The sequence below is a fragment of the uncultured Polaribacter sp. genome, from assembly GCF_947501385.1.
Taxonomy (GTDB): domain Bacteria; phylum Bacteroidota; class Bacteroidia; order Flavobacteriales; family Flavobacteriaceae; genus Polaribacter.
In genome coordinates this window covers 135538-148477 of record NZ_CANMVP010000006.1, presented here as the reverse complement: position 1 = coordinate 148477, position 12940 = coordinate 135538, and the positions used below count along the sequence as shown (strand labels likewise).

The window sequence follows — 12940 nt, the reverse complement described above, 5'->3', positions numbered from 1 at the left end:
GCTTTAGTCGTACCTCCTTCGAAAAGAAGATATTTTAAAAAAACTTTTAGAATCTCCTTTTTTTCTGTGAATTTTAGTATAATAATTTTTCATCCAATCATCAGTGAAAATCCGTGAAATCCGAGTCAAATTTTTTATGAACATTTGATTATTTCTCTGCGAATCTCTGCGTAATAACAAGATCAGACAGTAAAATCAGAATCTACTTGAACTTCTTATAATAATCATTCAATACAGTTTTTCTCCCAATCGTCTTTGTTATAATATCTTCCTCTAAATTCCAACCTCTTGCTGGTGAATATTCTCTTCCGTACCAAATAATTTGTAAGTGTAAATCATTCCATAACTCTTTAGGAAATAATCGCTTTGCATCTTTTTCTGTCTGAGTTACATTTTTTCCGTTTGTCAAGTTCCAGCGCCATAATAACCTATGAATATGTGTGTCTACAGGGAAAGCGGGAACTCCAAAAGCCTGACTCATAACTACACTTGCCGTTTTATGGCCCACAGCAGGCAATGCTTCTAAACCTTCAAAACTTTGCGGAACTTTACCATTGTATTTATCAATCAATATTTTAGACAAACCGTAAATGCCTTTGCTTTTCATTGGAGACAATCCACAAGGTCTAATAATTGCTTTAATTTCTTCTACAGACATTTTTACCATGTCAAAAGGGTTGTCTGCCTTTGCAAATAACAAAGGTGTAATTAAATTTACACGAACATCTGTACATTGTGCAGATAACAAAACCGCAATTAATAAGGTATAGGGATCTTTATGATCTAACGGAATAGGAATTTCTGGATATAGTTCTTCTAATGTATCTATTATAAATTGTACTTTTTCTTGTTTGGTCATTATGAATTTAAAGTTCAAAATTTAATATTCAAAGTTAGCTAACTTATTCGTAATTTTAAACTTTGAATTTTAAATATTAAACTCAATATATGACAACATTAAAAATAGGAGACAAAGCTCCAAATTTTGAAGCAAAAGACAATGCAGGCAATACTGTAAAATTAGCAGATTATGCTGGTAAAAAATTGGTTTTGTTCTTTTATCCAAAGGCAAGCACACCTGGTTGTACCAATGAAGCATGTGACTTGAGAGATAATTATCAATCTTTTTTAGCAAAAGGATATGATGTGTTAGGGGTAAGTGCAGATTCTGCAAAAAGACAGCAAAACTGGATTCACAAACACGAATTACCTTTTCCGCTTTTAGCAGACGAAGACAAAGCTGTTATTGAGGCTTTTGGTGTTTGGGGACCAAAGAAATTTATGGGAAAAGAATATGATGGAATTCACAGAACTACTTTTGTTATTGATGGAAAAGGAATTATTGAAGACATAATTACTAAAGTAAAAACAAAAACACATGCTGCTCAGATATTAGATTAAGCTGCTATTTATCAGTTTAAATAAATTTATTTTAAGAACTTTTTGTAGCATTTATAATTACAGAAAGTTCTTATTTATTTTTATCAGAATTCATATTTAAACACTTAAATGTGAATATTGAAAACTTTTGTATGAGTATTTTATTCACTAACTTTAATGTTCAAATAACTACCATAAAATAAATAATTTTAGCAAGCATAAATTTTCTATGAGTAATAAAAACTCTATTAACTCCATTAAAAATGTTTGGAATGAGAAAAATAATATCTCTCTACCAAGTAAATTTATTAAACCTGAAAAAGTAATACACGAATTAGCAGGTTTTTTTTCACCAGGAGAATTCTATTATTACTTATTTAACTTTCAAACACTTCAATTAGATTATGTGAGTGAAGGTGTTAAAAAATTAATGAATTTATCTGATATTGAGTACAACTCTATTTCACTTGAAACCATGTTAAATTTTTATGCTCCAGAAGATCTTGCTCTAATGCAGAAAAAAGAGGAAGCAGTACTCAATTTCTTATTAAATAAGATAAAACCGAGTTTACTAACTAAATACAAAGCAACATATTTAATTAGATATAAGTTTAAAGATGGTGCAATAAAGAAAATTTTACATCAAGCAAAAACAATAAATGTTTCTGAAGATGGTAAAATACAGCAAGTGATTGGAGTTCATGCAGATATCAGTCATATTCCAGGACCAATAGATCATAAAATATCTTTTATTGGTGATGGAAATCTCCCTTCTTATTACTCTTTGGATCCCGATGAATTATTACTTAATACGATAAATATTAGAAAAAAATTTACAAATCGAGAATTAAGTATTTTACAATTGATGGCTTCTGGGTTTACAAGTTCAGAAATTGCAGAGAAAATGTTTATTTCAGAATTTACAGTAAATACACACAGAAAAAATATTTTAGGGAAATCTGATGCAAAAAATGTGAATGAACTTATCGCTAATTGTGTAAGAAATGGTTTAATATAAAGTTTCTCAAATAATAGTAACTTTTATTATTACATTATATACAATTGAAGATGTTATTTTAAAAAAGTAAGAATTAATTTTTACAATTAAGAAATTTTACAGCGATTTTAAAGTTCTAAATTCTTAGGCGAGAAATAAAACTATCAACAATTTAAAACTTCATACCAACTTTAAAATTTAAGACTCTACCTGTCATAAAATTCGGAATCCCAAATTGGTTTTTAGAATACACATCTCTTACCCAAGTATTGGTGATAGAATTCTGAATATCGAACATATTAAACAATTCTAAACCTGCAGTTAATTCTTTAAATTTAGACAACCAACCTGTAGTGTATTGTTTGTTTGCATCAGCAAAAACATAAGACACACCCAAATCTGCTCTTTTATAATCTCTTAAACGTTCTTGAAATTGGTAAACATCTGCATAGGCTGGTGCGCCTCCAGGAACTCCTGAATTGTACACTAAATTTAAATAGGCTTTTAAATTGGGTAGATTGGGCACATAATCTTGAAATAAAATAGCAAATTTTATGCGTTGATCTGAAGGTCTAGAAATGTTTCCTCTGTTATCAATATTTTCCTCTGTTTTTAAATAGCCTAAACTTACCCAACTTTCACTTCCAGGAACAAATTCACCATTTAACCGAACATCAAAACCATGTGCGTATGCAGTGGTTACATTATCTGCTCTATAACGAATTCTTACATTATCTATAGCATATGCATTTATATCACTTAAATCTTTGTAATATAGCTCTGTGGTTAACTTAAAAGGCCTTTCCCATAAATCAAAACTATAATCCATTCCTGCTACAAAATGAATAGATTTTTGTGCTTTTACATCCACATTTATTTTTCCATTGAAATCTTTTAATTCTCGGTAAGAAGGTGGTTGCGAATACCAGCCACCAGAAAAACGAAACAACATGTCTTTTTCCCAATTTGGTTTGATTGCAAATTGTGCTCTTGGACTCACAATTAACTGATTTTTAGAAGCACTTCCATTTGAAGAAACGGTCCAGTTTTGAGCTCTAACACCAACGTTGTACCAAACTTCGTTATCATTCCAAAATAAGCGTTCATTGAACTGCACAAAACCAGAAAGACGATTTATGGAAACCTCATTATCTTCTCTTATATTTTGAAAAGGTGTTATCGGGCCTGTAAAAGGCTCATAAGGTTGGTTATTTCCTAAGCTATTTGGCGGACGCACAGAAAAGCCCAGAGAATCTATCACTTCCCATTCTCGAATACGTTCTCTAATATCTTCGTTTTGATATTTTATACCAAAATCCCATTGCTGTCTATCATTCTTATAAGTTCCCCTAATTTGTGCGTTATTAATGAGTGCGTCTAAATCGTTTCTCGCATGGTTTAACTGAGAGCCAATTCCTTGAGAGAAATCAACTTCTCCAAAATTTTCTGAGCCAATATTTGCATCCACTTCTCCTAAATTATACGCCGCAGCAATGTCAAAATATTCTTCTTCTTGCGTATTGTAGCTAGAAATTGTTCCTGTAAAAGATACATTTTCATTTGCTTTGTAATCTCCAGAAATTGCATTAAAGAGTGTAAAGTAATTGTTTTCTTCTCTTCCATCATAAAAAACAGTCAATTCTAAAGGATCTGCAACGGTTCCAAAACGCGTTCTTCTAGAAATAGGTTGATAATCGTAATTATTTAAAGAAAAATTACTTAAATAATTTAAAGAAAACTGATCTGAAAATTGATAAGTAGCAAAAGATTGTAAATCTGTAAACCTTGGTCTAAAATTCGTTTCTATCTGTTTGCTATTTACAAATAAGCTGTTGTCTCTATATCTAAAACTTGTGATGATACTTAGTTTGTTATCTAAAAACGGACTTTCGAAAGTTGCACTTCCGCCTAACAAACTAAAATCTATGGTGGTTGCTAATTCGGTAGGTTTTCTGTAAGTGATGTCTAGCACTGAAGATAATTTATCTCCATATTTTGCTTGAAATCCACCAGCAGAAAAATTAATGTTCTGCACCATATTTGAATTGATAAAACTTAAACCTTCTTGTTGCCCTGAGCGAATTAAAAAGGGTCTGTAAATTTCAATTCCGTTTACATACACAAGATTTTCATCAAAATTGCCACCACGAACATTGTATTGGGTACTTAATTCATTGTTGTTATTAACACCAGGTAATGTCATTAAAATATTTTCTACACCAGCATTTGCACCAATAATAGTTTTGGCTTTTAATGGATCTATTTTTGTAATTCCCTGAGCTTCATTTCTTCTATCTTTTACAATAACTTCATCTAACTTTTCTGTACTTAATGAAAGCACAGGAGAGAAGCGAATGGCATTTCTACTTTTTGCTGTTAGTTGATGATAGAATGTTTTGTACGAAATATGACTAAATTTAATAGTTATTTCTTCTTTTAGAGGAATTCTAAGAGAGTAGTTTCCATTTTTATCAGTTACAGTTCCGGTCTTTCCAAATTCGACAGAAGCATTTTCTACGGGTTCTTTATTTTTGTTTTTAACGGTTCCTTTAAGAATAGTGGTTTTTTGAGCAAATGCTGCAAAAGGTAAAAATAGAATGAGTAAAAATAGGTTTTTCACGTATGTTAGATTGCTTGTTTTTTAAAGAACGAAATAGAACGCTCTGTAGTATTGCCGACGTTGTCTGAGACTACAATTTTAAAGATATGTTTACTACCTACTAATTTTTTATCACTAAAATGATAGGTAAGAATTTTTTTCTTATGATTGTATTGCATTAAAATCCATTCATCATCTAATGTAGCCCGCCAGTTTTTTATACCAGAGCCAACATCAGAAATTTTAACCTTCAATGTATTCAATTTAGAAATCCATTGTTTGTCTTTTATATATAGTATTTTTATCTCAGGTGATTGCTTGTCAGTTTTTAATGTGTAATTGCCTAATGTTTTTGTGGTCGTATAAAAAGTACTGTCTTTTTTTCTTGTGTTCTGATATCTTGGATATTTAGGATACTCAATATTAGCAATATATAGTTGTTCTTTTTCTTTTTTAGAACAGTTCGACACATCAAAGGTGAGTGTAAAACTTTTATCTAAAGGAATTGTTGGTGTGTGTATTTTTGCAATGTTATTTGCTACTTTAAAGTCTAAAAAAATATCTTCATAAAATGTGTTTTTCGGAAAAGCAACAGTTACATTTTCTTGTTGAAATCTATAAAACTGATTCGCAATAATCTTGTAAGCGGTGGTGTCTTTTTGTTTTTTGAAAATCGAATTACTCTCTTTTCCAACAATCGGAATTTTAACGGCACTTGTGTTGCCTATAAAATCTTTGGCTATAATTTCTACAGAATAATTCAAACCATTTTTTATCAAAATTTTTCCGTTATTCACTAAATCTTGATAAATAGAAAGTTTGTTAGCATCTACCTTAAACGTTTTTTGAATTTTACTTTTATATTTTTTATAGTATTCATAATCAATTAAAAGGTTCAAATATTTGCTTTCTGCAAAAGAAAAGCTTTCTACATCATGATAATAATGTCTTTTTCCGTTTACACGCATTTCAAGACTATAAATTCCGTTTTTATTTAAAGCCCTGTCTAATCTATCAAAAACTTCGATACCAAAGCCAATAGTTCCGCTTGCAGAAATTCTATCTGCTTTGTATTTTCCTTTCTCTATTTTTTTGATGGGTATTTTGTAACTGTTGTACTGTTGATTTATTCTAGCATCGATACTCAACGGATACACTTGTAAGGATCGAATGGATGGCGCCTTTGTATCGGGAGTATGGATTCCAAAATAAAGAGGATTGATTACTTTCTCTGTTTTGGTATCTCTAACTTCAAAATGCAAATGCGGGCCGGCAGAACCACCAGTATCTCCTGAAAAAGCAATAATTGCTCCTTTTTTAACAATGAATTTATTTTTTTTAGGAAATATATTTCCAGTTTGATAATTCTCTTTTTTGTACTGGATTGTTTTAACGTAGGCTTCAATCTCTTCATTAAATTTACTTAGGTGTCCATATACAGTGGTAAAACCATTTGGATGCGTAATATAAATTGCTTTACCATAGCCAAATTGTTGCACTTTAATTCTAGAAACATAACCTTCAGCCGCAGCAAGCACTTTTAAGCCTTCTTTATTTTGTGTTTTAAGATCCAAACCCGCATGAAAATGATTGCTTCTTAATTCCCCAAAAGTACCTGCAAAAACCAATGGAATTTCTAAAGGACTTTGAAAGTAATCTTTAGGATATTCCTTTTGAGAAAAGCATAAAATAGGAAGCAATAAGAAAATAATGAGTTTTTGTTTCAACAGTAAAATTTTGTGTAAAAGTAGTGAAAAACATCTTTTTTGTAAACAGTTTACTATCAGTAGATTATTAAAATATCAATAAAATCTTGTAATATTTAAAACAGAACGTTAACTTTGTGTGTATAGTTTTATTCTAATATAGTTTATGAGTAATACCTTAGAAGCAATTCATCTACTGGAAGATAAGTTACAAAGTTTACTTTCTAATTATGAATTTTTAAAAAAAGAAAATGAAATTTTGCTTCAAAATGTTACGAGTTTACAACATAAATTATTAGAGCAAGAGCAAAAATTAGTACATCAAAAAAAAGAATATGATTTATTAAAAATTGCAAAAACTATTGATGGCAGTGGTACAAATACAAGAGATACAAAACTCAAAATAAATACATTAATAAGAGAAATCGATAAATGTATTATTCAGTTACAAGAATAAAGTTCTTTAGATTGTGGAAAAATTAAAAATTAATATAGTAATTGCTGGTAGAACCTACCCTTTAAGTGTTAATAATACCAAAGAAGAAGAAGGTATGCGTAAAGCAGCAACTGCAATTAATAAATTAATTTCTATGTACGAGCAAAATTATGCGGTTAGTGATAAACAAGACGTTTTAGCTATGTGTGCACTACAGTTTGCTTCTAAATTAGAAATTTCTACTTTAGAAAAAGGATCTGAAAATACTGAAACAATAAATAAATTAAACGAGTTAACCAATTTGGTAAATGCTCATTTAGAATAAGTTCTTTAAAATACATTAACAACACACTGCCTACGTTAGTAAATTGTTTGATAAACTCAACGAGTATCTATTATAAAGGATAAGTCTTAGTTGCTAAAGCAAGCCATAGAAGCTGAATTTATTCCGTTTCAGGTGGATCCTTGATCAGCTAGTTAGTCCTAAACCTGTAATAATGGAGTTTATATAAACCGCACTATCGTAGGCTTTTTTTATATATTAAATTTAAAATATGGATGGAATGTTACTTCCCATTATTGTGGGAATCATAGGAATTGCAATTGGATTTATCATTGCAAAATCAATAGAAAAATCTAAAGGTAAAAAATTACTAAATGCAACAAGAAAAGAAGCCAATGCTATTCTAAAAGAAGCTAAAATCGATGCAGATGCCATAAAAAAAGATAAAATTTTACAAGCAAAAGAAAAGTTTATCGAATTAAAATCTGAACATGAAAAAGTAATTTTATCAAGAGAAAAGAAAATTTCTGATGTTGAAAAGCGCATTAGAGATAGAGAATCTCAAGTAGCATCTGAAGTTGATAAAAATAAAAAGTTAAATCGTTCTTTAGAACAGAAAGAAAAAGATTTTGATTTTAAATTAGAATTTTTAGAGAAAAAAGAAGATGATTTAGACAAAATGCACAAGCGCCATGTAGATATGTTAGAACAGATTTCTGGTCTTTCTGCAGATGAAGCTAAAAAAGAATTGGTTTCTTCTTTAAAAGATGAAGCAAAGACAGAAGCAATGGCATTTATACAAACTTCTGTAGAAGAGGCAAAGTTAACGGCAGAACAAGAAGCTAGAAAAGTAGTTTTAGGAACCATACAGAGAGTAGGTGTCGAACAAGCTGTAGAAAACTGTGTATCTGTTTTTAATTTAGAATCTGATGATGTTAAAGGAAGAATTATTGGTAGAGAAGGAAGAAACATTAGAGCAATAGAAGCTGCAACCGGAGTTGAAATTATTGTAGATGATACACCAGATGCCATTATACTTTCTTGTTTTGATCCGATTAGAAGAGAAATAGCACGTTTATCTTTACACAAATTGGTTACAGACGGTAGAATTCATCCTGCTAGAATTGAGGAAGTTGTAGCCAAAACTGAAAAACAAATTACACAAGAAATTATAGAAGTTGGTAAAAGAACTGTAATTGATTTAGGGGTTCATGGATTGCATCCAGAATTAGTAAAAGCTGTAGGTAGAATGAAATATAGATCTTCTTACGGACAAAATTTACTACAACACTCTAGAGAAGTTGCAAACTTATGTGGAATCATGGCTGCAGAAATGGGCTTGAATTCTAAAGTAGCAAAACGAGCAGGTTTGTTGCATGATATTGGTAAAGTGCCTAACGAAGAAAGCGAATTACCGCACGCACTTTTAGGAATGCAATGGGCAGAAAAATATGGTGAAAAGCCAGATGTTTGTAATGCAATTGGTGCGCATCATGATGAAATAGAAATGAAAAGCTTAATCTCTCCAATTGTACAAGTTTGTGATGCTATTTCTGGCGCAAGACCTGGCGCAAGGCGTCAAGTTTTAGATTCTTACATTCAACGTTTAAAAGATTTAGAAGATATTGCTTTTGGTTTTACAGGAGTTCAAAAAGCCTATGCGATTCAAGCAGGACGTGAATTACGTGTGATGGTAGAAAGTACTAAAGTAAATGATGCCAAAGCATCTGAATTATCTTTTAGTATTTCTCAGAAAATACAAAATGATATGACCTATCCAGGGCAAGTAAAAGTAACGGTAATTAGAGAAACAAGAGCTGTGAATGTGGCTAGATAAAAGCCCATCCTAACCTTCCCGAAGAGAAATGACACTGTTGTGTTTTTACTCTTGTTTATATAAACATTAAAAATCTTACTCTATTTGGGTAAGATTTTCTGTTTGAAGAAGGTTTGTTATGACAATATTTTTAAATTTTATCTAAAAAATCAATTTTTAATAATTTTTTTAGAGTAAGAATTTTTTTCCTTTGGGAAGATTAAGATGGGCTTTCAATTGACGTTTTTCTAGGATGAAATGTTTCTACCACTTTTTTTAAATCAGTTTTGTCTACATGAAAATAAATTTCCGTTGTGGTAATACTTTCATGACCGAGCATCTGTTGTATGGCTCTTAAATCCGCACCATTTTGAAGCAGATGAGATGCAAAAGAATGCCTTAACGTATGTGGACTTATCTTTTTATCCAGCTCAATCTTAATCGCTAAATCTTTTAAAATCATAAAAATCATTTGACGTGATAATCCTTTGCCACGTCTGTTTAAAAATAAAGTATCTTCAAAACCTTTTTTGGGTTGCATATGACTTCTCATCTCTTTTTTATAGATAGTAATATATTTTTGAGCCTCTTTATGAATGGGAACATAACGTTCCTTATTTCCTTTTCCTAATACACGAATAAAGCCTTCTTCAAAAAATAAATCAGAAATTTTTAAAGTGATGGCTTCACTAACCCGCAGACCACAGCTATAAATAGTCTCTAAAATAGTTCTATTTCTTTCGCCCTGAGAATGGCTTAAATCGATTGCAGAAATCAATGCATCTATTTCGTCTGGAGATAATGTGTCAGGCAACTTTCTGCCAATTTTAGGGGTTTCTAATAAATCTGTAGGGTTTGTATTTCTATAATCTTCAAAAACCAAATAATCAAAAAAACTACGCAGTCCAGAAATAATTCTGGCCTGACTTCTAGGATTTACTTTTTTAGCAACTTCATAAATAAATTGTTTCACAATAATAGCATCAATAGAAATAGGTGAAATCACAATTTTATGCTCTTCTAAAAACATAGACAGCTTTTCTAAGTCTCTAGCATAACTTTCAATGGTATTTTTAGAAAGACCTCTTTCTATCTTTAAATACATTCGATAATCTGATATTGCTTGTTGCCAATTCATAAATAAATGTAACTATTAAAAAGTTAATTTAAAGATATTATAACAGTATCTTTTTATCGGCTTAACAAAAAATTAACTTTTTTATTATCCTTTTCATAAACAATCATTTTATTTTTGATTCATAATTATAAAATTAAATATTATGAAAAAATTATTTTTAAGTTTATCTTTTATGTTAGTTGCTTTTGCAGCGAATGCACAATTTACACCAAATTTGGTTGTAACTGCTGGTTTGCCTGTAGGTGACTATAAAGATGCCTCATCATTTGCGCTTTCTGCAGATCTTTATTTTATGAAATCAGTAAGTGAGAGTTTTGGCTTGGGGGTAACTTCTGGTTACTCAATTTATTTTGGGAAAGATTATGACGAGGGTTTAGTTGAAATTGAAGGAGCGAACTTTTCTTATTTGCCATTAGCTGGAGCATTTCGATTTAATTTGTCTGAAGATTTTTCTATTGGAACAGATGTAGGCTATGCATTTGGTCTATCTGACAATACAGATGGAGGTTTCTATTATAAACCAACACTTGGTTTTAACATTGGCGACTCTAGTCAATTAATTCTTTCTTATCAAGGAATCTCTGAAGATGGAGGCACATTGAACTATATTGGTTTAGGTTTCGCATTTGGGATGTAGTACCATTTAAGTATATTTTATAAAACGGAAGCAGTTTTGCTTCCGTTTTTTTGTATAAAATGTTATTTTAGCAAGATGAAAATTATTATTATCAATGGACCTAACTTAAATCTCCTAGGAAAGAGAGAACCAGAAATTTATGGTGCTAAAAATTTTGAAGATTATTTTAGAGAATTGCAACTAAATTTTAAGGAGATAGAACTCTCTTATTTTCAATCTAACATTGAAGGAGAAATCATCGATAAATTGCACGAAGTAGGTTTTAATTATGATGGCATTATTTTAAATGCAGCTGCGTATACACATACCTCTGTTGGAATTGGAGATGCTGTAAAAGGAATTGAGACTCCAGTAGTAGAAGTCCATATTTCTAATATTCATGCTCGTGAAGCGTTTAGACAGCACAGTTATATTTCTCCGAATGCAAAAGGAGTGCTGTTTGGATTTGGTTTAAAAGGATATGATTTGGCAATTCAAAGTTTCCTTTAGTTGTAGATTTGTTTCAAAAGCTACTTATTGAATTCTAAAATCATTTTAATATCAGCACGTGCATAATGTACCTCTTTTTCTAGAGGAACTTCTTTAAAACCATATTTTTTATAAATATAAATAGCGGTTTTTAATTTTCTATGAGAATAAAGTGTAATGCTCTTCCATTTTTTCTTTTTAGCAAATTCAATACAAAACTCTAATAACTTCTGACCGAGCTTTAATCCTTGATATGTATCAGAAACCGCCATTTTACTTAATTCAAAGTAACTGTTTTGATTAATCAAAGCAATAGTTCCTAATATTTTATCCTTAGACTTTATGAAAAAGATAAAACCTCCATTGTCGATGATAAATTTTTGCGGATTGCTTAATACTTTTTCATCATAAGGTTCTACATAAAAATATTTTTCAAGCCACTCCACATTCAAATTATAAAAATCTTTAGCATATTTTTTATCAAAAGGAATTATTTTAGCTTTCATTTTATCTTGAAATTTTTTCAAAGATATGAGGAATAATTAAACATCAGGACAAGTGTTAAAATCAATTTAAAAAAATTATATTTGTTCAAATTAATAAATGAATGCAGCGAGATAAATGGCTTTTTGAAATTTCCCCCAAAAACAATTTATTCGACTTAAACCTAAAAGAGGTTTGGCAATATAGAGATTTACTGATGCTTTTTGTAAAGCGAGATGTAGTTACTCTATACAAACAAACTATTTTAGGACCTTTATGGTATTTGATACAGCCTTTATTTACTTCTATCATATTTACGTTGGTTTTTAATACGATTGCTGGAATTTCTACAGGACAGATTCCACCTTTTTTATTCAATTTAGCTGGTGTAACCGTTTGGAATTATTTTAAAGAATGCTTAACTGCTACTTCAGATACGTTTAAAACAAACGAAGCTATTTTTGGTAAGGTGTATTTTCCAAGAGTTATTATGCCGATGTCTATAGTCATATCTAATCTACTAAAATTTGGAATACAACTATTTATATTCATCTGTTTCTATTTGTATTATTATTTTAATGGATATGAAATAACGCCAAATACATATATTTTGTTTTTTCCTTTGCTAATAATCGCTATGGGAATGATTGGATTAGGACTAGGAATGATTATCTCCTCTATGGTAACTAAATACAGAGATTTAACTTTTCTTGTAGCTTTTGGAGTACAATTACTAATGTATTTATCTGCAGTAATGTATCCACTAGATTTAATGAGAGAAAAATTAGGCAATGTACTTGGAGGAAAAGATTTATCTTGGATTGTAGATTTAAATCCAATTGCACATTTAATCGAATTCAGTAGATTTATTCTTTTGAATGATGGAGATTATTCCACTTTCGGAATTGTATATACCACCCTATTTACCATAGCCGTCTTCTTTTTAGGATTATTGATTTTTAATAAAACGGAAAAAACGTTTATAGATACTATTTAA

The 12940-nt window shown here is 30.3% G+C and carries 13 protein-coding genes and 1 other RNA gene; 9 read left to right on the top strand and 5 right to left on the bottom strand.

What is annotated here, in order from left to right:
- Positions 1 to 202: 202 nt before the first annotated feature.
- Positions 203 to 859 (bottom strand): endonuclease III, encoded by a 657-nt coding sequence (gene nth, locus Q0998_RS05945; RefSeq protein WP_299667551.1) that lies wholly within the window; start codon positions 857 to 859, stop codon positions 203 to 205.
- Between the two features lie 89 nt (positions 860 to 948).
- Here nth and bcp point away from each other — a divergent pair, with 89 nt between their 5' ends.
- Positions 949 to 1401 (top strand): thioredoxin-dependent thiol peroxidase, encoded by a 453-nt coding sequence (bcp, locus tag Q0998_RS05940; RefSeq protein WP_299667547.1) that lies wholly within the window; start codon positions 949 to 951, stop codon positions 1399 to 1401.
- A 208-nt stretch (positions 1402 to 1609) separates the two neighbouring features.
- Entirely contained in the window at positions 1610 to 2398 is a 789-nt protein-coding gene (locus tag Q0998_RS05935) for a helix-turn-helix transcriptional regulator (RefSeq protein ID WP_299667545.1), read from the top strand.
- Positions 2399 to 2549: 151 nt separating this feature from the next.
- On the opposite strand, the gene Q0998_RS05930 is transcribed toward Q0998_RS05935, so the two are convergent.
- On the bottom strand, positions 2550 to 4997 hold the full coding sequence (locus Q0998_RS05930) for a TonB-dependent receptor (RefSeq protein ID WP_299667542.1): 2448 nt from the start codon (positions 4995 to 4997) through the stop codon (positions 2550 to 2552).
- 5 nt (positions 4998 to 5002) lie between these two features.
- Positions 5003 to 6703 (bottom strand): M23 family metallopeptidase, encoded by a 1701-nt coding sequence (locus Q0998_RS05925; RefSeq protein WP_299667539.1) that lies wholly within the window; start codon positions 6701 to 6703, stop codon positions 5003 to 5005.
- Between the two features lie 145 nt (positions 6704 to 6848).
- Here Q0998_RS05925 and Q0998_RS05920 point away from each other — a divergent pair, with 145 nt between their 5' ends.
- The 4 genes from Q0998_RS05920 (at position 6849) to rny (ending at position 9238) form a co-directional block, all read left to right on the top strand.
- A complete protein-coding gene (locus tag Q0998_RS05920) occupies positions 6849 to 7139 on the top strand; it encodes a hypothetical protein (RefSeq protein WP_299667536.1) in 291 nt (96 codons plus the stop codon).
- A gap of 13 nt (positions 7140 to 7152) precedes the next feature.
- Positions 7153 to 7443, top strand: a complete 291-nt coding sequence (locus Q0998_RS05915) for a cell division protein ZapA (protein ID WP_299667533.1) — start codon at positions 7153 to 7155, stop codon at positions 7441 to 7443.
- 54 nt (positions 7444 to 7497) lie between these two features.
- Positions 7498 to 7624, top strand: a non-coding RNA gene (ssrS, locus tag Q0998_RS05910) — 6S RNA.
- A 48-nt stretch (positions 7625 to 7672) separates the two neighbouring features.
- The gene (gene rny, locus Q0998_RS05905) at positions 7673 to 9238 is read left to right on the top strand and encodes a ribonuclease Y (protein ID WP_299667530.1); all 1566 of its coding nucleotides are present in this window, start codon (positions 7673 to 7675) and stop codon (positions 9236 to 9238) included.
- A gap of 199 nt (positions 9239 to 9437) precedes the next feature.
- On the opposite strand, the gene xerD is transcribed toward rny, so the two are convergent.
- Complete coding sequence (xerD, locus tag Q0998_RS05900) at positions 9438 to 10355, bottom strand: site-specific tyrosine recombinase XerD (RefSeq protein WP_299667528.1); 918 nt, start codon at positions 10353 to 10355, stop codon at positions 9438 to 9440.
- A 142-nt stretch (positions 10356 to 10497) separates the two neighbouring features.
- Here xerD and Q0998_RS05895 point away from each other — a divergent pair, with 142 nt between their 5' ends.
- Positions 10498 to 10992, top strand: coding sequence for a hypothetical protein (locus Q0998_RS05895; RefSeq protein WP_299667527.1), 495 nt, complete (start codon positions 10498 to 10500; stop codon positions 10990 to 10992).
- A 75-nt stretch (positions 10993 to 11067) separates the two neighbouring features.
- Entirely contained in the window at positions 11068 to 11481 is a 414-nt protein-coding gene (aroQ, locus tag Q0998_RS05890) for a type II 3-dehydroquinate dehydratase (protein WP_299667526.1), read from the top strand.
- Between the two features lie 20 nt (positions 11482 to 11501).
- Here aroQ and Q0998_RS05885 read toward each other — a convergent pair whose 3' ends face one another.
- Positions 11502 to 11966, bottom strand: coding sequence for a GNAT family N-acetyltransferase (locus tag Q0998_RS05885; protein ID WP_299667525.1), 465 nt, complete (start codon positions 11964 to 11966; stop codon positions 11502 to 11504).
- Positions 11967 to 12067: 101 nt separating this feature from the next.
- Here Q0998_RS05885 and Q0998_RS05880 point away from each other — a divergent pair, with 101 nt between their 5' ends.
- Positions 12068 to 12940 carry an ABC transporter permease gene (locus Q0998_RS05880; RefSeq protein WP_299667523.1) on the top strand — a complete coding sequence of 291 codons (873 nt, stop codon included), beginning with the start codon at positions 12068 to 12070 and terminating at the stop codon, positions 12938 to 12940.